Consider the following 24,216-nt stretch of genomic DNA (forward strand, 5'->3'; position numbering starts at 1 on the left):
CTGCTCATTACTTACCCTCAGCAGAGGAAACGCCTGAGCTTGGGGCATTAGCCCGTTTTACAAATAAATCTTTTAATCTATCGAAAGCGGTTTGTAAGGTTTTTTCCATTACAACCTGATTGCCGATTGAGACAATTACTCTGGCCAATTCCGGCATTTTGGTCTGGGTAGCCAGCATATAAATTGGCTGAACATACAATATGGAATTATCCATAGGTAAAATTACCATGCGGCCTTTTTTAATTTCCGAACCCTGTTGATTCCATAAGGTGAATTGAGCGGCAATTTCCGGGTTTTGATCGATTAATGCGTTCACTTGCGACGGCCCATTGACCTGAACGGCTTTGGGAAATTGAAATACGGTAATGCCGGGCTTATAACTGTGATCACATTTGCTTTCATCCATGGTTCCGGCCAAACCTACCATACTTAAATTATTGCGATTTACCGGGGTCATGGGGTTAATCAGCACGAATTCTTCTTCATCATTACAATGATTAAAATCCATAGTGATGAAATAGGGCAACACGGCTTCGTTCTGCACAACCGGGGCTTGCCAGGTTTCAGCCTGCTCATAAAACAGTTGCGGACTGTTTTGATGATATTTGGCATAAACATCCATTTGGGTGTGGTAAAAATCCCGAGGATAGCGCAGATGTTGTAATAATTCTTCAGGCAGATCCGTCAACAGTTTAAAAACACCGGGATAAGCACGCTGATAGGCATTAATAATCGGATCATTGTCATCACTTATGTAGTAATCGACTCGACCATCGTAGGCATCGACCACAATTTTGACCGGATTGCGAATGTAGTTGAATTGCTGTTGATCTGCAGTTATGTCATTGCTTACCGGCAATGACAAGGGATAAAAACTTGAAGTAGTATAAGCATCCTGTATCCAGAAAAATCTATCTTTAGTCACTACCAAATAAGGGTCTTTATCCAAATGCAGGAATGGCGTCAAACGGGTGACTCTTTCTTTGATATTACGACGTATCAATAAGCGACTATCTTTGGTTACATTGGGCGATAAAAATATTTTTTCGTCTTTTAAATAGGATGACAGTAACAGTTTACGAAAATAGGAATTAATCGGGATACCGGAATTACCCTGATAATTCAGCGAGTCTTTAGCAGGGGTTCCGGAAATGCCTTCAGTAATGAGTTTATTCGGCACCAGCGCATATTGATATTGGCCTTTGCCATAATAGATATCCGGGTATTTGACTGCAAAACCAACCTGAGAACTCATGTCCAGATCTCGTAAATACCAGACGATGGGGATGCCGGCATCCTGGGCCGCCGGTGATATTACCGCACCATAGCCGTGGGTATAGCGCAAATGGGTGTTTTCCCAGTTTTGAGCTTCTTTGGGCAGCTTATCTATATTGATTTCCCGAGCAGCCAGATTTACCTGTTGATGGTGGCCATTAATAAAATAGCGATCTTCATCTACTGCCGGAAAATCGTAATAAGGCCGGATGCCTTGTAGCTGCATATAACTGTCAATCAAAAACTCCCGATCCCAAACCGGAATATTTTCAAAATGTTTTTTGGTTGACCATGCTTCTATGTCTTTGGTGGCATCGATGTCTACCTTGAAGTCTATCGTTTTAATTTTGGTCAAATCATAAGCCGCCAAAGTAGCATTAATATTATTCTGCATAGAATTTGCTTCTATGCGGCTAAAGTTTGGCTTGACGACAAGTTTTTCGATAAGATCGGGTACTAGCCGTACGTGTTGTAACCATAAGGCGGCCACAAAACTAATCAGCGCGATCAGAGTGGGGGCTTTACTGCGATGTCTGACCGAAAACACATAGAAGATGACTGTCACCAGAATCGCTAAAGCAGCGGCTATGGCCAGCCAAATTAACGGCAAGTTATAACGCAGCTCGACAAAACCTGGGCCGAAAAACACCGGTTGATTATTATCCTGATAAAGTAAGCCAAACCTCTCCAGCAGCAAGCCCCAGACCACAAACAATATGACAAAACTGAACAGGATACTTAGGTGAATTTTAGCGCCTAAAGGCAGATTCTGAGTTTGATCGGGAATCACAATATGCTCCGCCCAATACAAAGCACTTGTGCCAAGCAACACTACTGCCGCACTTACCAGTAATTCTTTTTGGATCAGCAGGTAAATCGGATACTGAAACATGTAGAAGCTGACATCATTGCCATATAACGGCTCAGTGATACCTGAATTACTGCCAAAAAAGAACAACAAGGCCTGTTCCCATTGCTGATAAAAGGGCACGGCAATGACAATAGCCAAAATCAAGGATATGGGGGTATAGACTTTGGTGGAACCATTCATGAAGATATCAGCTATGCGCTGAAATCGGCGGCGCTTTTGATCGTCAATCAGGATCTCATCGGATGCGCTGAAACCCAGATAGCGGGAGGCTATCCAAAAATGAAATAGAAATACTGCAAAGAAAAAAACAGTAACGGCACCGGAAAATATAAATCGATACAAAAATTTTAGCCAAAAGTAGGCTTCAAAATCCAACGATCTAAACCACCAAAGATCAACAAAAAAATCGAGAAACAAAAAGTAAAACGCAACGTATAAAACGGTTAGCACGCTAATGGTGCCGATTAACACGGGTAACGGTTTCCAGTTACGCATAAATTCCTCTTGGTCCTGATTTGGTGGCGCTGGGCATAGCTTGGAATTAAGTCTAGTTTTAATTATCCATTCTAACCCAAATCCAACTCGGTCTTTATTTCAATATCCAGCTTTTCAGCTTTTAGCGATCGAGTAAAAGCGTAGCGGATTAAGCGGCTTTGTCGCTAATAAATCAGATAAATGTGGGTATTAATGGGGGCTGACTTTACTCTCCGTACGCCTAACCTGGGTTTCGCTAGGCTAGAACCAGGTTAGGAAATTTTGAATACGTGCTTATTTTTTAAACTTTGCCAGTATTTTGGCGCGATTGACAAACAGCACATAAGCAGCGATACCGAGCAATAGGCCAAAAATCAGCTGGCCTAGCCCTGATGACTGTTGTGCGGCAGGTGCAGAGCCGGCAGTATTAGCTGCTTGAGGTGGCGGCAGCACGAAGGCTTTTTCCTTGACCGCCTTGATTTCAGGCAAACCCAGGCTTTTCCAGGCATCATAATCCTGCCACATAGGATATTTGCCCTGCCAGTATTCTTTAGTGAAGTACGGCGCCAAGCTCATACCATGCAAGGTTGGTATGCCTCTGGCATCGGCAAATCCTTTGTATACCACCAGGCTGATGTCTCCACCCTCACCGACACCGTTTGTGGTAAAGGATTTTTCCACATGGTCATGAAACATCCAGATGCCTTGACCAAAACTGTTTAAACCATCATCGACTCCGCTCAATTCCAAATCCAGTCGCTGCGCCGGCACCATGCCATGTACGTCACGCTTGATATAGGAAGAAGGGCCGTTATCCACACCATCGTAATGGGTGATCATAGGTTTATGACCATGAATATGCAGGGCAAAGGCATCGGTATGACCATTCAGCACCCGCAGCTTCACTTTCTTGTTTTCTTCCATCAGAATTAAAGATTCTCTGATGGTATAAGGGAACGAGCGACCATTCAGCATGTAATAGTCATCGGTGGCTTCCGTGACATCGTATTCATTATTGAGCCGCCGGGCAATCAGGCGCGGATCGTTGGCGGAACGCGCCATTTCATGCAATTCCTTGTCCGCAGATTGATAATGCAAATCATATTCCGCGCTATATTTTTCCAGCACAGCCACGGAAGGATGACGCACCTGTCCCGCACCGACATTGAACGTTTGCACCCAGTTGTTGGGGCGGTTTTCCTCAACCACAAAAATACCCTGTAAACCCATAGGGATATGAGTATGCGGCTGGACATGGCAATGGTAATACATGGTGCCGGGTTGGCGCGGTTTAATCACATAGGTTTTGCTGGAGCCTGGCAATACATCCATTTGTCCAGTCTGGCCGACTCCGTCATTACCTTCACCGCTATGATCCATATAAGGGTGATCGATACCATGCAAGTGGATGGAATGCGGCAAATAATGGCTGTTTTCCAGCACAATCCAGATAATATCACCCTGCTCAACCCGAATCACCGGCGATGGCACCCGCAGCAGCGGATTAGCGACCGGCTCATACAAACTCAGTGTGGACATATCTCGGGTTTTGGGTGCATATACCCAAAAAGTCGGCTGGATACCAGGGGCAATATCAAACGTGGTGGTTGGTTCCCGCATATCAGGAGAATGCCCATTTAATTCGGCAATTTCCAGTTTGATTATGTAATGATCCGGGTCTCCATCACCATCCATGTCATTACTGGCAGTAATGGCATCGGCAGCCAGTTGGGTATCCATCAGCGTGGACATGGAAATATTATTGGTACCTTTCACAAATGCCGCAATATCGGCCGGATTATCCGGATTACACATCCGCGATTCCTGAATCTCTACTCCGTCGATAACCTGGGCATCCCGCCATTTTGGATCGGTAAATTCTGAACAAACGTCTTCTGCTACGCCTAGCTTGACATTCTGGCTAGCCGGCTGCTTATTGGCTTCCGCCATGACCCAATGCGGCAGGCTCAGCAACAGAGTAGCGCACAAAAGGGGAAGAATTTTTTTATGCATAAAAAAGCCTCATAAAAATTGTCAATGAGTACATCCGATGGCGAAATAGACAGAACCCCATATCAGGAAACCTCAATACCGTAACCAGAACGCAAAAATAAAGTATAGAAAACCTCTGCAAAACTGTCCGATATTAAAACCTTTTCCGGCTAATGTCCAATGATTACATGCGCAAAAAACATGTGTCACGACTACAGCACACAGTCTACCCCTAAAAAAATTTTTAGCAGTGGTCGCTAACCATCACCGGGTATAATTCTGCATCGCCAGACAGTTACACTAGGTGTAAACATACGGTCGGCGGGCCTGTCTCCCAAAACCTGATGCCGCACAAACCAGGGCTTTGGTACTGATTGCCCAGCCATGCCACCACTTATGACACCATCAATACAACCTTTAGCCATGCGTAATTTTAAACTTCTGCTGTGTTTGCTTCTGATCATTTTAGTTCACTTGTCTTTAGATTGGTTTAACAATCAACCGCAACAAGCCGGTATTGATGTCCCCACCGGCAAATTGACCAGCCTGTCATTTTCTCCGTTTCGGGAGGGCTACAGTCCACTCGAAGAAGTGTTTCCTCTGGCTGAGCATATTGAAGAAGATATGCGTTTGCTGGCGGATAAAACCTGGAGCATCCGCACCTATTCCAGCCTTGGCGGCCTGGAACCTTCTCCGGCATTGGCTCGCAAATATGGCCTGAAAATGATACAGGGCTGCTGGTTGGGTTATGTGTCTAAAGATAATCATAAAGAAGTTGAGGCTCTGATCAAATCCGCCAACACCAATCCTGATGTCGTTACCCGGGTGATAGTCGGTAATGAAGTGTTGCTGCGCGGAGAAATGGATGTAGACAAACTGATAGGCTATATCCGCGAGGTCAAGCGCGCCGTTAAGCAACCGGTGTCTTATGCCGATGTTTGGTCTATGTATATGAAGTATCCCAAACTGATTCAAGAAGTAGACTTTATTACTATCCACATTTTGCCCTACTGGGAGGATGAGCCAGTTGCTGTGGCGAACGCGGGCGAACATCTGGAAAAAGTTGTCAAGCAGGTTGAAGATGAAGCCCGCGGCATCGCTCCCGGTAAACCGATATTGATTGGTGAATCCGGCTGGCCCAGTGCCGGTCGCCAGCGCGGCCTGGCTGTACCTGGCGTGGTCAATGCAGCAAAATTTAATCGCGATATGATTCAGGTTGCCAATCGCCACCATTTTGATTACAACATCGTCGAAGCTTTCAACCAGCCCTGGAAAAGTCATCTGGAAGGTGTGGTAGGGGCAAACTGGGGACTGTTTTCGGCTGATCGTGAACCGGTTTTCCCATTAACCGGACCAGTCAATGAAAATCCGCATTGGCAACTGCATTTTCTGGAATCGAGTTTACTTTGGCTATTGATAGTAGCGGCTTATGCCAAAAAGCTACGCGAGCTGTCGGTGTTCCGCAGCATTTTATTTTTAGCCTTGTCGCAAATATTCAGTGTTTGTTTGGTAACGCTGGCCAATTTTCTCTGGTATACCAGTTATAATCAATGGCAACGCAGTTATATGCTGTTTATCGCTTGCGCAAATGCCTTGCTGGGAGCGCAGCTGTTGCAACGCAGTTACGCCTTGCTGGCCAAAATTCCGGGCAGCCAGGCGCTGGCGGAACGCTTGCGCGGCCTGTATTTACTGTTTATTGTGCTGGCGCTTTATAAAAACTACGGTCTGGCGATGCATGGGCGCTACTTGAGCTTCCCCATCGAACAATTCTCGATACCGGTGCTGGGTGTGTTTACACTGATAGGCCTGAGCACACTCAACGAACGCAGGTTCGGACTGAGTACGTTGCGATCAGATGTGCTAATAGGCTGGAATTTACACGGCCATCGAGATCGTCTGATTGCCTATGCTTTGAGTTTTGGCATTATCGCCATGATATTAGGCGAAACCAAAGCCTTTATGGACGGCAGCGATTTTATTCAGGCCCATCCTGGCGTTTCGGCTGGTTTGCCGTTTGCCTTGACCTATACTCTGGAAAATCAGCAACTAGTGGTGTGGCTGGGCTATTTACTGAGCTTATCGCTGCCTCTATGGAGCAAATACGGCGAAAAAGCCCGAACCTAGGCAAATTTATAGCTGAATTGCGCGGATTAAGGCGCTAAGTGACAGTTTGACGCGCGGCAATTTGTCACATTTTCAAAATCCCAGCAAACAATTAAACTATGTGCAACTCTTGTATGCGCTCCCTCTCCTAAGGGTAAAGAGTTTTAATATCCTTCCTCAATGCGGCCTAGTGCCGCATTTTTTTGGGCCGGAATTTCCAGGAAAAGGAATTACCTGTATCAAGCCAATATATTCTGCTCAGCCAACACCAATCTATCTACAATGATACTGTGGTTAATGTAATACGCGATAACGGCTTATCCAGCTAGTATTGACCAATATACTTTGACGGCAGCGCCAGAGGGTGTGCCGACTCTGGAGCGCGATTGATGCGCTTCACTGCGTTCAGCACATCCTACGCCGTATCCGGCAAGATAAGATGGGTCGACTACTAGCGTTGTGTTTTTAGGATAAGCCGCCAGACCAGCTTGCTGAATTATCTTGAACTATTTTAACCTCCATATATCTGAAAGGAGGCTGAAACCGGCAATATGTAAGCTTGCTAAAATTTGTCTGGGGGTGCGATATAATTGTCGTGCTTAACCGGGCAGAGAGGGATCGGTTTGGAGTATAACTTGCTGCTTTTCTGTGTATCAGTTGGCAAATATTTAGTTTATGTTTTTTCTTAACTGCAAAGATCCGCTAATCTACTCGCTGCAATGAGTGATTTTTAGCGCTCTATCAACCCGGCTGAACCCAAGACCAGAATATTTTTCGCTCAAAGAGATTTATATCATGAAAAAATTATCACTAAGCTCAACCGCATTAGCCAGCCTTTTGCTTGCTTCATGCGCCTCACAAACTGGTTGGACACCTACTGTAGATAGCTACAATGATCCAAATGCTGCCAGACTGAGCCAGGATATGGCTGAATGCCAACAACTTGCTTCTCAAGCATCCGGTGGCTCAGCCAAAGAAACCGCCATTGGTGCCGGTGTCGGTGGTCTGATCGGTGCAGCCGGCGGCGCTGCACTAGGCGCTGCACTTGGTAACGCCGGCACGGGCGCAGCATTAGGCGCAGCTGCGGGCGGCATAGGCGGAGGCGCCCAACAAGGCCTAGGCTCCGAAGCTCAGTACAAACACGCTTATTCAAGCTGCTTGAGACAACGCGGACATCGGGTGCTTAACTAATACCCCGAGCAGTATTACCGCACCCCTGTGTATCCTATGCGTAATTTTGCTATGATCTCAGGAGGTTGCGGTAAACCGCACAACAGCCCAACACAGCATTCTCTAGCGTTTACGCCTCCAAAATTTATAAGGTACGTGTAAAATATTCACTCGAATCCAAACAGTATTGACGTAGAATTACCTTAGTATCTGTCTAGTGGTTGACCAACATTACTTTTCGGAAGCGCTAAATAGAACATGCCGACTGGAGGCGCATGGTTCGCAATTGATGCGCATCACTGCGTTCAGCGCAGCCTACGCCGTATCCGTCAAAATAAGATTGATCGATTACTAGTTAACAATAATTGACATAGCACATACTCCCATAACCAGGATAGGCCGAATTTCAGCCCATTACTGCTGAAATTAATGCCGGAAAGGAAAAACACATGACCAGGGATTTGACCATTTTCGTAAACACTTCCGACAATTTCGATGATTGTTGGGTGCCGTTTTTCACATTATTCCAAAAATATTGGCCGGACTGTCCTTACCCCATCGTACTTAATACTGAAACCAAAGATTTTAAATTTGCAGGCCTAAATATTCGCTGTGCAAAAGTAGCGATAGGTGAAACCCGGCGACTAAGCTGGAGCGAATGTCTGGCGCGCAGTCTGGATGCGATCGATACGCCTTATATCCTGTATTTACAGGAAGATTTTTTTCTGGAAGCACCAGTCAAACAAGATATTCTGGAGGATTTCTTAGCCGAAATAAGAGCCGGCCACGCGGATGTGATCCGTTTGCTGGAATGTGACGGTGCCGGACCCTGGCAGGCTACTGAAAATCGCCTACTGTGGGCAGTGGATCAAAAAGCCAAATACCGGATTGCTCTACAGGCCGCCTTATGGCGGAAATCCAGCTTACGCGCCCACATCCGCTTGCACGAAAGCCCTTGGCAATTGGAAATTTTCGGCTCGATGCGGGCACATCGCAAATCGGAAAAAGTATTCTGCGTGAATCGTGATCTGTTTTCCAAACCTGGTGCTGAAGTTTTCCCTTATCAGGCCACCGGGGTAGTGTCCGGCCAATGGGAACGCAGCATCGTTGAGCCCCTGTTTGCCAAACACGCGATCAGCGTGGATTTTTCGCGCAGAGGTTTTTATGATCGTAACGCTCAAAAACCCAGCAACCGCCCCATCATCCATAAAATTTATGACCGCTTGCGGTCTTTGATTTAAGCCTTAGCTTAATCAGCTGTCAGGACAATAAGGTCCGCTCCACAAACCAGTAGGCTCCCATCAAACTGACCAGCAGAGAACAGACTTTCAGGAATTTGGTACTGATTTCGGGCTTGTTGTTCAACCACCAGATTAAAGGCAGCACCACTGCTGCTACCGCAATTTGCCCAGTTTCTATGCCCAAATTGAAAGACAGCAATGGCAACAGAATGCCGGTATCACCCGCTGAAATTTCCATTTCCCGCAAAACACTGGCAAAACCAAAACCGTGAATCAAACCAAAGCCAAAAGTCAGCCAGTGGCGGCCTTTGGGGTGATCACCCCGAACCAGATTTTCTATGCCGACATAGACTATGGTAGCCGCAATAAAAGGCTCCACAAAGCTGCTGGGCAACTCGATGATATTCAGCCCGGCGCAAGCCAGAGTAATGGAATGGGCTATTGTGAAAAACGTGATAATTTTAATCGCCGGCCAAAAGCTGTGAGTGACGGCCAATAGGGCAAACAAAAACAGTAAATGATCATATCCGGTAACGATGTGTTCAACGCCCAATTTAAAAAAATCCAGAAAAGCCGCCAAAATACCCGGCTGAGCAGTGCCAAGCTGATTGGCGCCTGCTAATTCAACACTGGCCTGATTGTCTGATTTAGCTAACATTTTCTCTAATAAAATTTCGCCTGCCGGCGCATTGACTGTCAGGTATTGCTGATGGCCATCGGCCAGCAGGCTTAAAAACTTAGACTGTAACACCAGCATCTGATGCGGGGCCGGCTGATAATGAAACTCTACATGAGCGTTATTCTGGTCATCGAAACTGACTTGCCCTGCCGACACCGGCTCACGATCCTGACCATCGATATTGACCCGCAGTTGTGCTGCCAATAATTTGGCAATACTGGGCTTGGCGGCTTCTCGCTCGCTGTCACTGACTTCTGCATCCAGATCGCTATCCATAGGCGCGAAAGCTTCGATATTTTGTAAGGCAAAAGTCAGCCGCACATCCACGCCCGTTGGCTGCAATTGCACATCAAAAGAGCTTAAGCCCGGTGCATGAGCAACTGCGCAATGGCATTGCAACAGCAAAAAAATGGCAAACAACTGGATTAACCAGGTTCTCGCATAATATTTATTGCGTATAAATCTTATACCAACAGTATTCATTAGCTTTTTTTGGCTTTGAATTTATACAAATACAGCAGAAATACCAAAACCACCACCAGTAATATGCCTACGGCAGCCAGGGCAATGATATGGACAGGAATGGCATTCGGGTCAACGCCAACCTCCAGTGGTATGCGGAATTTATCGTCTTCTTCTATAGCATCGCCTATCAATAAATACAGCAGATAATCGCCTTTTTTGTCGATTTCGGCTTGCGCCTCCACTGCACCACGCGGATAAAGCTTGGCGGGAATTTCACTGACCGTACGAATTTCTTTATAGTCATCCGGGGCTTTAAGGCCGGTTTTCTCCACTTCTATCACTTTGATGCCGATGGGAGTAGCACGAATGTCTCTATCGATCAAATCCGCAGTAAAAAACATTTTGCCGGGGCGGGGGATTTTTTGGCAATACGGCACAAAAGCTGCCTTGGGGTCGGCATTATGCTCACCGGGCACTGGTTGCACATAAGCACTGAAATGCACGGCATAAAAATCGTTGGCAATAATACAATCCAAATCGGGACGGTTGCCCAAGGCATTGGATTGTTTGCTGCTAAAGCCCAGCTTTTCGCAAGCACTCAGCGCCAACAAGCTCAGGATTAACAGACAAATACGCAAAACAGGAAACGGCAAATTGTTCATGGCTTGAAATAACAGTAAATAACGGTATGTGGATTACTGGGGTTTAACAGTAAATTCAAATTTTCCGGTGACAATATGGGTATCTTCCGAGACTACCCGATAGCGCACGGTATAAGTACCCGCAGGTAAATCGGCCACCGTAGCATGAATATGCGAACCATCGGTCAAGGTTTGTTCAACATCATGGTTATCAACACGCTTGCCAGTGCTGTCTATAACCGCCAGCGCTTTATATTCGCTACGTACGGCATCGTTAAACCACAAATCGATTTGCTTGGGGGCCTGAGTGACGATTTCATCTTTGGCGGGTTGGGATTTCACCAGAATCGCATGAGCCAGAGCCGGCATAGGGCTCAGCAGCGCAGTCATCAGTAAAGCCGATTTTATTATTGTTGTTATATTCAGTTGATACATGACCACCTCTTCAGTTATTAAATCATTGTATGACAGCTATCCGCCATTGCTTTGCGGCTTGGGGGGACTGCTCTGTCCATAAGGCCAGCCAACCGGATGCTGTTGCGACTATGCGCGGATGGCTGGCGACAGTACCCGGCGTAGAAAGCTGCCGGGCAGGTGACCAATCACCACCTTGATTTTTGGAATCCGCCAGCAAAACCGTTGATCCGGTCGGTTCCAGGGCATCCCAGACCCCAGCAAGCCGGTTCCGGCCATTTGCGGCAATATCGCTATGGAATGCCGGTGTTCCGGCTGCCAGCGGCATGGGCCGACTCCAGCTTTTTCCGTTATCCGCCGATTGCAGGTAATACAAACCCACCTGATTATCCGCACCGGTCCACACCACACTATGCAGCATGCCATCAGGCCCCTGACTCAAGCCGCCACCGTTATGCGGACAACCGTCAAACTGCCAGTTAAATTCACCCACATTACTGATGCGCTGCCAACTGGCGCCGCCATCACTTGATTGGGCCAAAGCCATATCACGCGGCTGCATATCCCGATACAACACATTGATCTGGCCGGTGGCTGATACTGCCAGCCGGTTCCAACAACAGGAACAACTGGAAGCATCTATGGTTTGCGCCAATTCCCAATGCCCGCCGGCATCGCTGCTGCGGGCATAGCGTAACCCCTGATAACCATTTTCATCCCTGTCATCCAGCCAGACCAGATGAAACCGGCCCTGGACATCGGCAATCAGATCAGGATGGGATTGATCGGTATCACTACTGCCTGGATTACTGCCCTGTTGCCAGCTTATCCCGCCATCCAGGGAATAAATGGCGACCAAAGGCCCCATACCCGGCAATTCACCGGTGGTTTGCCAGACAGCCAGTACTGTGGAACCGGCTACCGCCAACTGAATGTCATTACCCTGCCGGGACTCCACCGCCAAATTAAACTGACTGCCAACCTCCGTAGGCACCGACCAGTGTAAACCTCCATCTTCGGAATGCAGATAGCCAATAAAAGGATGCTTGGGATCAGCGGCGGCAGCGGTAAAAATGGCATGCAGTTTTGGGCCTTCTGCATATATATCAAAGCCGGTGATATTTTGCTGCTGCAGGGCTTGGGCAGGAAGAGGGTTGAGCACCTGAATTTGCAAGTCTGTGGCCGGCAGAGTCGGTTCGCCCTGCTCGGAACACGCCGCACAAACACTTAGCAAGCCAGCTAACAGCAGCAATCGAGTCGATTTGTAAAGCGTCAAGGCAGACATTGCAAGGCTCGCTGGGAAAAATGGACAGTGATTATAGCGGCTGCGCTGGTTTTTGCCCAAAACCAAAACTATCCAGCAACATCAGAGCCACTCCCACACAGATGGCTGAATCGGCAATATTGAATGCCGGCCAATGCCAGTTTTGATAATACACATCCAGAAAGTCGATGACATAACCGTATAGCAATCTATCGATCAGATTACCGATGGCACCGCCAAGTATCAACGCCAATGCTGCCGCCAGCCAGGTTTGCTGGCGGCTAAGTCTAGCCAGCCAGATGGCAATAATAGAGCTGATCACAATCGCCAGCGCCGCGAACAGCCAGCGTTGCCAACCGCCGGCCTGACTCAGAAAGCTGAAAGCAGCGCCGGCATTATGCACATAAGTTAAATTGAAAGAAGGCAATAGCCCAATCGACTCAAACAATTGCATATGGCTATCTATCGCCAGCTTGCTGGCCTGATCCAACACCAAAACCAGTGCCGACAACCATAGCCATTTAAGCATAATGACGCACCTCACCATCCCCCACCACATTTTCCACGCAACGGCCACACAGTTCTGGATGGTCCGGGTTCAGACCAATATCCGGACGTTGATGCCAGCAGCGCACACATTTTGGCTGTGCAGAAACCCGTACTTTAAGTTTAACGCCGTCCAGTTCAGTGACCACGGCATCAGCCGGACTATCCTGCCAATCATACAAGCTGGTTTTGGAAGTAATGAACACAAAATGCAATTCATCCGCCAATTTGCCCAGTTCACTGGTATAGGTTTCATCACAATACAAGTCTACCTCGGCATTCAGCGATGCGCCAATTTCACCTTTGCTGCGCAATTGCTCCAGTTCTTTACTGACTACGGTACGCACAGCAATAATCCGCTCCCAGGTCGAGACATTGATCACGGCATCTGCTGCCAGTGGAACCAAACCGGTATACCAGGTTTCCAAAAATACTGATGCGCTACGCTGACCGGGAATGACACGCCAGATCTCTTCGGCAGTAAAACTGATGATAGGCGCCAGCCACCGTACCAAGGCTTCAATGACATGATACATGGCAGTTTGCGCAGAACGCCGAGCCAATCCGTCATGCTTGGCGGTGTACTGGCGATCTTTAACGATATCCAGATAAAAACCACCCAAATCGATACTGCAAAAATTCAGCACTTTTTGATAAATGTTTTGAAACTGGTAGGTCTGATAAGCTTCCTGAATTTCTATCTGCAATAACCAAGCTTTATCCACCACCCAGGCATCCAGGGCCAACAAGTCCTCGGCAGCCACCAGATGCTGGGCAGGATCAAAACCATCCAGATTGGACAACAGGAAGCGGGCTGTATTACGCAAACGCCGATAACCATCGGCGGTCCGTTTTAGAATTTCATCGGATACCGACATTTCACCACGATAATCGGTACCGGCCACCCATAAACGCAGCACATCGGCACCCAGCGATTTCATCACGGTTTGCGGCAGCACCACATTGCCCTTGGACTTGGACATTTTTTTGCCTTCCGCGTCCACGGTAAATCCGTGAGTCAGTACTTCTTTATAGGGTGCAACGCCGTGCATGGCGACTGAAGTCATTAGTGATGACTGGAACCAGCCGCGATGCTGATCCGAGCCTTCCAGATACAAATCTGCCGGAAACTGCAATTGTGGGCGCCGGGCCAGTACCGCCGCATGAGTCACACCGGAATCGAACCAGACATCCAGGGTGTCGGTGATTTTTTCATAGTCTTCAGCTTCGCCGCCCAGCAATTCAGCCGCATCAAGTTCAAACCAGGCATCAATGCCCTGCTGCTCAATACGCAATGCCACTTGTTCTATCAGTTCGGCGCTACGGGGATGCAATTCGCCGGTTTCCTTATGCACAAAAAATGCAATCGGCACACCCCAGGTGCGTTGCCGGGAAATACACCAGTCTGGACGATGGGCTATCATGCTTTCAATTCGCGCCTGACCCCAATCAGGGATCCAGGCAACATTTTTCACCTCGGCCAAGGCAGTGTCCCGCAACTGGTTTTTCTCCATGGCGATAAACCATTGCGGGGTAGCCCGGAAAATAATCGGCGTCTTGTGCCGCCAGCAATGCGGATAACTATGCAGCAAGGCTTCATGGTGGACTAGTTTGCCGTGCTCCCGCAATACTTCCAGCACCTTGTCGTTGGCGCTGAATACATGCAGACCGGCAAACAGTTCGGTGCTGGGTAAAAACACACCGTTATTACCGACCGGATTATCCACAAGCAGATTATATTTCAGGCCGACCACATAGTCTTCCTGACCATGGCCAGGAGCGGTATGTACCGCGCCGGTACCGGCATCGGTAGTAACGTGATCGCCCAGGATAATCGGCACTTGCCGGTCATAAAACGGATGTTGCAGCAGCAGATGTTCCAAGGCATTGCCGGTGCAATAACCCACCACATGATGATCACCTATGCCGTAACGCAGCACCACGCTTTTCAGCAAGGCTTCGGCTACCACCAGACGTTCGCTATGACCGTCGATTTCACACTGCACTACCACATATTCCAGTTCCGGGTTCAAGGCCACGGCCTGATTGGCCGGCAAAGTCCACGGCGTGGTAGTCCAGATCACTACCGATAACGGACCTTTGCCTTCATGCTCCAAGGCATGATGACAGGCCGCCATAAAGGCATGTTCGTCCACTACCTGAAAACGCACATCGATGGCTGGAGAGCGTTTGTCCTCATACTCTACTTCTGCTTCGGCCAGGGCCGAACCGCAATCGGTACACCAATGCACCGGCTTGGCGCCTTTATGTAAATGGCCGTTAGCGGTGATTTTGCCCAAGGACCGGACAATGTCGGCTTCAAAACTGAAATCCATGGTCAGATAAGGGTTATCCCAATCGCCTAATACCCCCAGCCGCACGAACTCTTGCTTCTGGATATTGACCTGTTTTTTGGCATAAGCCCGGCATTCCTGCCGAAACTGTGCAGGGGTAACCTTTACGCCGGCCTTGCCCACGGTTTTTTCCACCATCAGCTCAATCGGCAAGCCGTGGCAATCCCAACCCGGCACATAAGGCGCATCGAAACCACTCAGGGTTTTGGATTTGACGATAATATCCTTTAAAACCTTATTCACGGCATGGCCGATATGAATCGCACCATTGGCGTAGGGAGGGCCATCATGCAACACAAACTTGGGCCTACCGGCACAGATTTCTCTGATTTTTTGGTAAAGTTGTTGCTCTTGCCACTGGTTTAAAATCTCGGGTTCGCGCTGGGCCAGATTGGCTTTCATGGCAAACTCGGTCTTTGGTAGGTTTAATGTCTGTTTATAATCTATGGTCATGATGTTGTGCGCGCCGCGTTCCCGGTTAAACCAGAGTCTAGACACAATAAAATGTGCTGTTTAGCCGTATGATTTTGAAAGATAAATCAAAAACAGGGGATTTTACCATTAAACCGCTGAAAAGCCTTAGCATGAGTGATTTAATCCGCTGAAAATTGCCGAATAATGCTCTAAGTAAAAACCTGCAACTGTTTTAAAAAAGCTATGTTTGGGTAAATGGTTGATTTTGGTTCATGCAGTACAGGGCATAGTTGAATCCCGCTGACCCTGCTTTGATTAAGGCTAGGCTGCGAACCCCTCGATTCCACTACGTTGCATCGAGGCTACGGGTCGCGATGATGCCGGCTATGGTTGCCGGTTGCGCAGGGTGTTTTTGGGGATAGCTAAACACCAAACAGCCTAGAAGTTTTGGCGGTGCAGAACCTAGTTGAATTCCGCTGCCCTGCTTTGATTAAGGCTACGCTGCGAACCCCTCGATTCCACTACGTTGCATCGAGGCTACGGGTCGCGATGATGCCGGCTATGGTTGCCGGTTGCGCAGGGTGTTTTTGGGATAGCTAAACACCCTAGAAGTTTTGGCGGCTTGCCTGGCGGCGAAGCCACCCTTGGCTATTTGCATTTGGCCAGCACGATTTGGTCATGAAGGTTCATTAATGGGGTTTGCTCGGACTCCAGTCAGCAAAATAGCTAACTGCTTTTCTATATCTGCGTGTTAGGTACTTTTAGCGTCAGCAGATTGTTTGCCAGCCAATCCAATCCAGCGCTCCGCCGGTCGTCTGCATTTTACGCCGCCAGCCGATAATCCATCCCGTTCAGTTACCCACAGTACCTGCCGCCCCTCTGCCAGCAGCCGCTTAGCCAGATGGGTTCCCCAGGAGAGCGGTACCCCAAAGCGTGCGCCGCGCCGGTTTTTTTTGAGTGGTTTCAAGCCCAAGGATACGGCTAGGCCATCATAGGCCGGGTGATAAAATTCGTAATAACAGCCTACTTGAAACAATAGCACATCGCCCGAAAATTGTTTGTTTAGCCAATGGTTTTGGCGGCGGGCAGAAGAAAACTGTTTGGGGAGTTCATAAAGCGGTTGTAAGGCCAGAAAGGTGCTATCAATCCGAAAATACTGGTGTAAAAATGAAAAATCGTGCCAGATACTTTTGCGCAAGTCAAAACTGTCGGCATGGCTTAAATGACCAAGATAGGAGGCCAGCGTTGACCGGCATTGCGCCAGCAGATCTGCATCAAAACGATAAATGGTATATTCTGGTTGCTGCTGAACCATCAAACGTGCAAAATCGAGCAATTTACTGCGCAGATTATTGACGACCCGCCGCCTGACCAGTCTATAATCGGCACGGACGATATAGCCTAAAAAATCCACACCATTGCCGACCGGTCTTAACTTATCGCGGTTATCGTTCAGCGCCAGTAATAACTTTTCCGCTAAAAACCGCCTAATCTGTTCATGCCAGACCACCAGTTGTTCAGGATTGGTATCCAGCAGCACAAAATCGTCGCAATAACGCAGATAATAACGGCATTTGAGTTGATGTTTAACAAACTGATCCAGACAATTCAGATAGACATTGGCAAAAAACTGGCTGTTGAGATTACCAATGGGCAGACCTTTACCGGCTTCACTTTGTAGCAGGCTTTTGTGTGGCGGCATGTGCTGCAACAAGCCGGGTTTGCCTTTATAGCTATAGTGGGCGGTACAATCATGAAACACCAGTAATTTACATAACCAGAGCACTTCCGGACTGTCAATATGCGGTTTTAATAAAGACCACAACAAGTGCTTATCAATACGCATGAAATAATTGCGCACATCCAGTTGCAGATAGTAGGCCCGCCGCTTGCCGTTCCCAGATGCGCTACGGATAAACTGTGTCAGACGATCTACCGCTTTGTGAATGCCTTTATCTTGTCGACAGGCATAGGAATCATGAATAAATACCGACTCCCAGTAGCGTTCCAGTTCGTGCACCAGCACATGATGGACGATGCGATCCCGAAAATCGGCGGCGAATATTTCCCGTAGTTTCGGGCGTTCAGTAACAAAACAGACAGACGCGGATGGGCGATAGCTGCGATCTTGCAGCGCCGCCGACAGTTCCAGCAGATTCAGTTCCTGTCTAGCTTCAAAACGCAAGGCGTTAAAGGTATTGCGTTTGTGTCTGCGGCATAATAGATAATGCTGATACAGACTGGCGAAGCTGAACAGTTCTAGGTGTTGCTCAAAAGCGATCATTCTCCGGGGCTGACTGCCCATGCATAAATCTGGTTGTTCTTATTGTTGTTGTTCTGGTTGCCGTTGTTGGTATTGAAGTTCCATGCGTTGTTAGGATTGGACGCATACTCCGTACCAGACCAGTACGCATAGGCCGACGCATAGCCTGTTTACTTTATGGTTGCAAAACAACCCACTGTTTGGAAATCCGCTTCAGCGGTATTCCGCACTGTATGGTCATACCCGGTAAACCGGGTGAAACAGGCGCACAATGATACAACTCGGCTCGCTGTGCTGACGATTTTACGGTCAGCGCATTCTGGCGCTTTTGTCCGGCTTTTTCTGCGGGGACTGACTTTGGCTTTTCAGCCAGCCCTCGTTCTGTCTGCAAACTTTTGCCGTCAGTTCCACGACGTGGCTGTAGGCATTAAAACTTTTGAAAGCCTGGGCTTCCTTGGCTATCCTGACTAATAACAGCAGTTCTTCAAGTTGATCGCGCAAGGTGCCTAAAGCCTGCTGTTTATCACTTTGGTTATTGGCCTGGATAATCAGGGTTACGGTTTTACGGCTGGCATTGCGTAGCTCACTACCCAGGGTGTATTTGTGGTAACGGCTAAAATTGGCGACGATTTTTTCAAAATGCACCGCCAGATTTAAGGCATCGCGGTAAATCGGCAGGTGTTCGTAACGCGCCATTCCTTTCCTTAAGCTAGCAGACTGACCATTACCCCAAAAAAAATCTCAAGGGGGCTATCGCCCCCTTGACCCCCAAAAGGGTCGAATCACCCTAATAATCGAATTACCCAATGTTGCCGCGTCGCTTTAAGCCAAGATAACCTAACAAGCCAGTGCCAAACAACCAGATTATATTGGGTTCCGGCACGGCGGCAACATTGCCGGGGCTGACTGCCCATGCGTAAAACTGGTTGAGCTTACTGGTGTAGTTCTGGTTGCCACTGTAGGTATTGAAGTTCCATGCGTAGTAAGGAGTGGACGCATACTCCGTACCAGACCAGTACACAGAGGCTTGAACATTGCTGAACGGGCCTGAGGGGATGGAGCTGCCTGCTGTGCCACCCAGTTCGTTGTAAAACAGTTCACCTAGCTGACTGCTGGTTTGGTTGTAACCAATTGATGCATCGTTATCTGGAGTGGTGGGTAAAGCCCAATGACTGGAACCAGCGTAATGCTGGGTATCCAGGTAATTCACAAAAGCCTGCCCAGCCCACCAGTCTACCGTGCCGCCATTGCCGAAATCCGCAGCAGTCAGGGTGTAAGTGCCATTATCATAAGCATTGGGGGTGTCATGAATCACGCCGCCGCTGGCATTGATGATGGCAGTCACAATATTAGTGTAGCTGGTAGATTGATAAGCCCCTTCCCAAGTGCCTAATAGATTGGCGTCCTGGGTCCAGGTGGCATTGAGGCCGCTGTCGTAAATCCCTAAACCACCGGCGGTGGTGGTCAATGTAGCTTGGGCATTGAGGCTGGTGAGACTGAACAGCAGGCTGGCAGTCAATAAAGTTTTTCCGTGTGGCATGTATTACTCCTTAGCGTTTATGTTTCAGTTTGTTAGTGACTAGGCACGACATTTGAAACCTCCAGCGCTAGGTTGGTCTCTAGACTTAAGCACACTTCTATATAAGTTAAGTTATAGCTAGGGGCTAGGGGCTAGGGGCTAGGGGCTAGGGGCTAGGGGCTAGGGGCTAGGGGCTAGGGGCTAGGGGCTAGGGGCTAATTGTACGCATTTTAAAAATAGCATATTGCCCGCTATTAATCAATCCTTTTTTATGACCTGTTTTGCCTCTTACTACCCTAACAGGACTGCAGGGCGGGTTAGAAATGCACCAGATGCCCTTGCCGATCTAATTCGTAGCCTAGTGGTTGACCAACATTACTTTGACGGCAGCGCTAGAGTATGTAACGACTCTGAAAGGCATGGTTCGCGATTGATGCGCATCACTGCGTTCAGCACTTCCTAAAAACGGCACAAGACCGTATAACATAGCCTCGATGTAGCTACGCGGATCTAGGGTGCAGGTATCAAGTTGCTTTGGCTTCATGCGGTACGGGACATAGTTGAATTCCGCTGACCTTACTTTGATTAAGGCTAGGCTGCGAACCCCTCGATTCCACTACGTTGCATCGAGGCTACGGGTCGCGATGATGCGGGTTATGGTTGCCCGATAGCTAAACACTCTGTACTTGCGAAATTTTGGTGGCTTGCCTGGCGGCTAAGCCACCCTACTGGCGGTCGTTTTGATTAAGGTTATGTTGGTGTTTGCAGTTGATTTTGGTTGAAGCGGTGATTGGCATTGGTGAAGTCTGCTGACGCTGGTTTGATTAAGGCTGCACTGCGAATTCCTCGATTCCACTGCGTTGCATCGAGGCTACGGGTGGCTTTGATTAAGGCTGTGTTTGTGTTGATAGCTGATTTTGGTTGAAGCGGTGGTGGGCATTGGTGAATTCCGCTGACGCTGGTTTGATTAAGGCTGCGCTGCGAATTCCTCGATTCCACTGCGTTGCATCGAGGCTACGGGTGGCGATGATGCCGGCTATGGTTGCCGGTTGCGCTGGGTGTTTTTGGGATAGCTAAACACCCTAGAAGTTTTGGCGGCTTGCCTGGCGGCGAAGCCACCCTACATGACTAATTACCCAATGTTGCCGCGTCGCTTTAAGCCAAGATAACCTAACAAGCCAGTGCCAAACAACCAGATTATATTGGGTTCCGGTACGGCGGCAACATTGCCGGGGCTGACTGCCCATGCGTAAAACTGGATGACCTTACCGTTGAGGCCCTGGTTGCCATCGCCGGTATCGAAGCCCCATGCGTAGTGAGGATCAGCCGCATACTCCGTACCAGACCAGTACGCATAGGATTGCACATTGCTGAACGGGCCTGAAGGAATTGAACTGCCCGCTGTGCCACCCAGTTCGTTGTAAAACAGTTCACCTAGCTGACTGCTGGTTTGGTTGTAACCAATTGATGCATCAATTTCGGGAGTCGTGGGCAAGGCCCAATGGCTGGAGCCGCCGTAATGCTGGATATCCAGGTAATTTACAAAGGCAAGACCAGCCCACCAGTCTACCAGGCCGCCACTGCCGAAATCCGCAGCACTTAAGGTGTAGGTTCCGGTGGGATCAAAACCATTGGGAGTGTCATGAACCACGCCGCCGCTGGCATTGATAATGGCGGTGACTATATTATTGTAGCTGGTGGATTGATATGCGCCTTCCCATGTACCTATCAGATTGGCATCCTGGGTCCAGGTGGCATTGAGGCCGCTGTCGTAAATTCCTAAACCGCCGGCGGTGGTGGTTAAGGTGGCGTTGGCATTGAGACCGGTGAGACTGAGCAGCAGGCTGGCGGTCAATAGAGTTTTTCCGTGTGGCATGTATTACTCCTTAGCGTTTATGTTTCAGCTTGTTAATGACTGGGTACGACATTTGAAACCTCCAGCGCTAGGCTGGTCTCTAGATTGAAGTACGCCTATAGTTAAGTATAGGCCAATGTATATTGACGGATGATTACCCATTGGGCCACCCAATCTTATTAGGTGCCAACTCTGGAAGCGTATCGTGCGCGATTGATGCGCATCACTTCGTTCAGCACATCCTCCGCGGTATCCGTCAATATAACATTGGTGGACTATTAGGGCTTATTAGCACTATTTTAGGTAGCTAGTCAACATTAGCATATGGCCGGCCACTTATCAAAGTTATATGGCCTTTTTAGAGTGGGGTTGATGGGGTGTGCGCCGCTAACCCGCCCAACGTTGAGTAGCTACAAGTTTTCTTGCTTAAAGCATTTTGCCGAAAATCGACATACCAATTTCCACGGCAATCAGCCAGATAATGATCCATTCCAAAATGGATGAATGCAGATGCTTTTGCTCATCTGCCAGCATTTCCAACAATTCATGTATGGTTTCCAGTTTTTTAGACAACACATCGGTACGCTGACGAATTTCCAGATAATTGGCCGCCAAAGAATAAATACCCTGGTATTCGGGGTGTTCCCAAAAAAACTCTGGGGTATCCAGCAGGTCATAATTAAGAATGATGTCACTTTTGGTCAAAAACAGCTGACCGCGAATTTTTGCCATGGCCTTGCGGTTAAGTTTGATTTTACCATCCCGCGCCAGGGATTCCGGCAAATGGCTGGTGGCGTGTATGGTATCGATGGCATTGCCTTCGAAGGCCGCCAGTTTAATGGATTGAGCCATGGCATGAGACATGGCCAGCAGCACTTTGACATCCCCGGAGCGTAACTCGATATGATCATGCTGAAACCGGTCGTGCTCACAGCCGATTTCATAACTAAAATTATCTTCCTGGGGATTACTGTCAGGTTTTACTGCATATTCCAGCAATAAGGCCTGCAAGGCGCGACGTTCATCCAGGCTGATATTCCAGTGCACCACGACACCATAGGAAAACACGATAGAACAGCCATCCTTATAATCCAGGATCAAAGCATTTCTGAATACCTGGGCACGAGTGGTATCCAGCAATTTTTCCCGCAATTCCGGAAAACGGAAAGATTGCGCCAAACACACAGTCAGACAGTGATTAATTGCTCGATTCTGTGACATATTGATCTACTCCAGACCTTAAAAACAAAAGCTAATCGTAATTATTCCGTGCAACATTGTATTAGCCTTTTTTAACAATTGGTTAGCCTGAAAATGATGCACTACGCTGCGTTTAGTACATCCTTCGACTACCTGTTTTTCAAGGGATACTTGGACACTGAATAGCATAATAATCGGCTAAAGCCGCAAGTCGGGCCGAAGAAACAATGTGTTTCTTAAGAGAGTTACAGCTAATCCACTATTACCGCGCTGATGGCTCTCTGCCACCCTGACCAAACCGTCCGAAAACAAAATTTGATAGGCAAGAGATAACACCACTGCTGTAAAACAGTTAAAATGCTCGTTTATACCATTAATTTCAGAACATATTACCCTGTGTCATGCCAAGCAACTATAACACCGATGATTTAAGAATATGCGAAACCAAAGAAGTGGTTGCCCCGATTCAGGTTCACGATGAAATTCCCATGACTGAAACGGCTGCGGCGACTATTTTAAAAACTCGCGCTGCCATACACAATATTCTAAACGGTACAGATGACCGTTTGCTGGTGGTGATAGGCCCTTGTTCGATTCACGATCCTCAGGCCGCCGTGGAATACGCCAAACGGATTAAACAGATCAGTGATAGCTTACAGGCTGACCTGCTGATTGTGATGCGGGTTTATTTTGAAAAACCCCGTACCACAGTGGGCTGGAAAGGTTTAATCAACGATCCCGATCTGAACTCAAGTTTTGACATTAACAAAGGCTTGCGTCTGGCCCGTCAGGTATTGCTTGATGTCAACAATCTAGGGGTACCGGCTGCTACCGAATATCTGGATTTAATCACGCCGCAATATGTTTCCGATCTGATTTCCTGGGGTGCCATCGGTGCCAGAACCACCGAAAGCCAGGTGCACCGGGAATTGGCTTCAGGCCTGTCCTGTCCGGTAGGCTTTAAAAATGCCACTGACGGCGGCATTAAGATTGCCATAGACGCGATTAATGCGGCAATGAGTCCACACCATTTTCTCTCGGTAGCCAAAGACGGCAAATCGGCGATTTTTTCCACCCGTGGCAACGAAGATGTCCACATTATCCTCAGAGGCGGCAACAACCGGCCTAATTATGATGAGGTCAGTGTAGACCAGGTGGCGGAAGGCCTGCAAAAAGCCGGCTTACCCGCCAATATCATGATTGATTTCAGTCATGCCAATTGCCAGAAAAAATTCGAACGCCAAATGCATGTGGCCCAGGATGTGGCCGGACAAATCGCCAACGGCGATATCCGCATCATCGGCGCCATGGTTGAAAGCCATCTGGTGGCCGGTCGCCAGGATGTTGAAGAAGGCAAGCCGCTGGTTTTTGGGCAAAGTATTACCGATGCCTGCCTGGGCTGGCAAGACAGCAGCAAATTATTAGACGATATGGCCGCAGCCGTTCGGCAGCGCCGCGCACACAGCAAGGTTTAAA

Annotated in this window: 17 protein-coding genes; 4 read left to right on the forward strand and 13 right to left on the reverse strand. The window is 48.2% G+C overall.

Translation table 11 applies throughout. The annotated features are described in order from the left end of the window. Positions 1-7: 7 nt before the first annotated feature. Together KEF85_RS15585 and KEF85_RS15590 are read right to left on the reverse strand one after the other, a co-directional pair. Positions 8-2,641, reverse strand: a complete 2,634-nt coding sequence (locus tag KEF85_RS15585) for a UPF0182 family protein (protein ID WP_215582137.1) — start codon at positions 2,639-2,641, stop codon at positions 8-10. Positions 2,642-2,914: 273 nt separating this feature from the next. Further along, complete coding sequence (locus tag KEF85_RS15590; protein WP_215582138.1) at positions 2,915-4,633, reverse strand: multicopper oxidase domain-containing protein; 1,719 nt, start codon at positions 4,631-4,633, stop codon at positions 2,915-2,917. A 453-nt stretch (positions 4,634-5,086) separates the two neighbouring features. Between KEF85_RS15590 and KEF85_RS15595 the strand changes: the two genes are divergently transcribed. The 3 genes from KEF85_RS15595 to KEF85_RS15605 all read left to right on the forward strand — a co-directional run bounded on the left by KEF85_RS15595 (position 5,087) and on the right by KEF85_RS15605 (position 9,126). After that, positions 5,087-6,736 (forward strand): glycoside hydrolase family 17 protein, encoded by a 1,650-nt coding sequence (locus KEF85_RS15595; RefSeq protein WP_343222116.1) that lies wholly within the window; start codon positions 5,087-5,089, stop codon positions 6,734-6,736. Between the two features lie 774 nt (positions 6,737-7,510). Further along, positions 7,511-7,906: a hypothetical protein gene (locus KEF85_RS15600; protein ID WP_215582140.1), complete on the forward strand. Its 396-nt coding sequence runs from the start codon at positions 7,511-7,513 to the stop codon at positions 7,904-7,906. Between the two features lie 428 nt (positions 7,907-8,334). Next, on the forward strand, positions 8,335-9,126 hold the full coding sequence (locus tag KEF85_RS15605) for a hypothetical protein (RefSeq protein ID WP_215582141.1): 792 nt from the start codon (positions 8,335-8,337) through the stop codon (positions 9,124-9,126). 19 nt (positions 9,127-9,145) lie between these two features. Here KEF85_RS15605 and KEF85_RS15610 read toward each other — a convergent pair whose 3' ends face one another. The 11 genes from KEF85_RS15610 to KEF85_RS15660 all read right to left on the reverse strand — a co-directional run bounded on the left by KEF85_RS15610 (position 9,146) and on the right by KEF85_RS15660 (position 22,761). Next, a complete protein-coding gene (locus KEF85_RS15610) occupies positions 9,146-10,225 on the reverse strand; it encodes a HupE/UreJ family protein (RefSeq protein WP_246534978.1) in 1,080 nt (359 codons plus the stop codon). Positions 10,226-10,287: 62 nt separating this feature from the next. Next, positions 10,288-10,932 (reverse strand): hypothetical protein, encoded by a 645-nt coding sequence (locus KEF85_RS15615; protein ID WP_215582144.1) that lies wholly within the window; start codon positions 10,930-10,932, stop codon positions 10,288-10,290. 33 nt (positions 10,933-10,965) lie between these two features. Then, positions 10,966-11,301 (reverse strand): copper resistance CopC family protein, encoded by a 336-nt coding sequence (locus tag KEF85_RS15620; RefSeq protein ID WP_246534979.1) that lies wholly within the window; start codon positions 11,299-11,301, stop codon positions 10,966-10,968. A gap of 67 nt (positions 11,302-11,368) precedes the next feature. Further along, positions 11,369-12,610 (reverse strand): exo-alpha-sialidase, encoded by a 1,242-nt coding sequence (locus tag KEF85_RS15625; RefSeq protein ID WP_215582146.1) that lies wholly within the window; start codon positions 12,608-12,610, stop codon positions 11,369-11,371. 31 nt (positions 12,611-12,641) lie between these two features. Beyond that, positions 12,642-13,118 (reverse strand): signal peptidase II, encoded by a 477-nt coding sequence (lspA, locus tag KEF85_RS15630; protein WP_215582147.1) that lies wholly within the window; start codon positions 13,116-13,118, stop codon positions 12,642-12,644. Next, positions 13,111-15,942, reverse strand: coding sequence for an isoleucine--tRNA ligase (gene ileS / locus KEF85_RS15635; protein WP_215582148.1), 2,832 nt, complete (start codon positions 15,940-15,942; stop codon positions 13,111-13,113). Before ileS ends, lspA begins: the two co-directional genes overlap by 8 nt. 712 nt (positions 15,943-16,654) lie before the next feature. After that, the gene (locus KEF85_RS15640) at positions 16,655-18,187 is read right to left on the reverse strand and encodes an RNA-directed DNA polymerase (RefSeq protein WP_215582149.1); all 1,533 of its coding nucleotides are present in this window, start codon (positions 18,185-18,187) and stop codon (positions 16,655-16,657) included. A 288-nt stretch (positions 18,188-18,475) separates the two neighbouring features. Further along, positions 18,476-18,862 carry a four helix bundle protein gene (locus KEF85_RS15645; RefSeq protein ID WP_215582150.1) on the reverse strand — a complete coding sequence of 129 codons (387 nt, stop codon included), beginning with the start codon at positions 18,860-18,862 and terminating at the stop codon, positions 18,476-18,478. Positions 18,863-18,965: 103 nt separating this feature from the next. After that, entirely contained in the window at positions 18,966-19,706 is a 741-nt protein-coding gene (locus tag KEF85_RS15650) for an Lcl C-terminal domain-containing protein (protein WP_215582151.1), read from the reverse strand. Between the two features lie 1,111 nt (positions 19,707-20,817). Beyond that, positions 20,818-21,561 carry an Lcl C-terminal domain-containing protein gene (locus KEF85_RS15655; RefSeq protein ID WP_215582152.1) on the reverse strand — a complete coding sequence of 248 codons (744 nt, stop codon included), beginning with the start codon at positions 21,559-21,561 and terminating at the stop codon, positions 20,818-20,820. A gap of 405 nt (positions 21,562-21,966) precedes the next feature. After that, complete coding sequence (locus KEF85_RS15660; RefSeq protein WP_215582153.1) at positions 21,967-22,761, reverse strand: RMD1 family protein; 795 nt, start codon at positions 22,759-22,761, stop codon at positions 21,967-21,969. A 380-nt stretch (positions 22,762-23,141) separates the two neighbouring features. Between KEF85_RS15660 and aroG the strand changes: the two genes are divergently transcribed. After that, the gene (aroG, locus tag KEF85_RS15665; protein ID WP_215582154.1) at positions 23,142-24,215 is read left to right on the forward strand and encodes a 3-deoxy-7-phosphoheptulonate synthase AroG; all 1,074 of its coding nucleotides are present in this window, start codon (positions 23,142-23,144) and stop codon (positions 24,213-24,215) included. Position 24,216: the final 1 nt, after the last annotated feature.

This window comes from Methylomonas paludis (assembly GCF_018734325.1).
Taxonomy (GTDB): domain Bacteria; phylum Pseudomonadota; class Gammaproteobacteria; order Methylococcales; family Methylomonadaceae; genus Methylomonas; species Methylomonas paludis.

What these genes read in the sequence shown, in the direction of transcription:
- KEF85_RS15585 (WP_215582137.1), bottom strand. Translation starts at nt 2,641, where the DNA reads ATGCGTAACTGGAAACCGTTACCCGTGTTAATCGGCACCATTAGCGTG.
- KEF85_RS15590 (WP_215582138.1), bottom strand. Translation starts at nt 4,633, where the DNA reads ATGCATAAAAAAATTCTTCCCCTTTTGTGCGCTACTCTGTTGCTGAGC.
- KEF85_RS15600 (WP_215582140.1), top strand. Translation starts at nt 7,511, where the DNA reads ATGAAAAAATTATCACTAAGCTCAACCGCATTAGCCAGCCTTTTGCTT.
- KEF85_RS15605 (WP_215582141.1), top strand. Translation starts at nt 8,335, where the DNA reads ATGACCAGGGATTTGACCATTTTCGTAAACACTTCCGACAATTTCGAT.
- KEF85_RS15615 (WP_215582144.1), bottom strand. Translation starts at nt 10,932, where the DNA reads ATGAACAATTTGCCGTTTCCTGTTTTGCGTATTTGTCTGTTAATCCTG.
- KEF85_RS15620 (WP_246534979.1), bottom strand. Translation starts at nt 11,301, where the DNA reads ATGACTGCGCTGCTGAGCCCTATGCCGGCTCTGGCTCATGCGATTCTG.
- KEF85_RS15625 (WP_215582146.1), bottom strand. Translation starts at nt 12,610, where the DNA reads ATGTCTGCCTTGACGCTTTACAAATCGACTCGATTGCTGCTGTTAGCT.
- lspA (WP_215582147.1), bottom strand. Translation starts at nt 13,118, where the DNA reads ATGCTTAAATGGCTATGGTTGTCGGCACTGGTTTTGGTGTTGGATCAG.
- ileS (WP_215582148.1), bottom strand. Translation starts at nt 15,942, where the DNA reads ATGACCATAGATTATAAACAGACATTAAACCTACCAAAGACCGAGTTT.
- KEF85_RS15640 (WP_215582149.1), bottom strand. Translation starts at nt 18,187, where the DNA reads ATGATCGCTTTTGAGCAACACCTAGAACTGTTCAGCTTCGCCAGTCTG.
- KEF85_RS15645 (WP_215582150.1), bottom strand. Translation starts at nt 18,862, where the DNA reads ATGGCGCGTTACGAACACCTGCCGATTTACCGCGATGCCTTAAATCTG.
- KEF85_RS15650 (WP_215582151.1), bottom strand. Translation starts at nt 19,706, where the DNA reads ATGCCACACGGAAAAACTTTATTGACTGCCAGCCTGCTGTTCAGTCTC.
- KEF85_RS15655 (WP_215582152.1), bottom strand. Translation starts at nt 21,561, where the DNA reads ATGCCACACGGAAAAACTCTATTGACCGCCAGCCTGCTGCTCAGTCTC.
- KEF85_RS15660 (WP_215582153.1), bottom strand. Translation starts at nt 22,761, where the DNA reads ATGTCACAGAATCGAGCAATTAATCACTGTCTGACTGTGTGTTTGGCG.
- aroG (WP_215582154.1), top strand. Translation starts at nt 23,142, where the DNA reads ATGCCAAGCAACTATAACACCGATGATTTAAGAATATGCGAAACCAAA.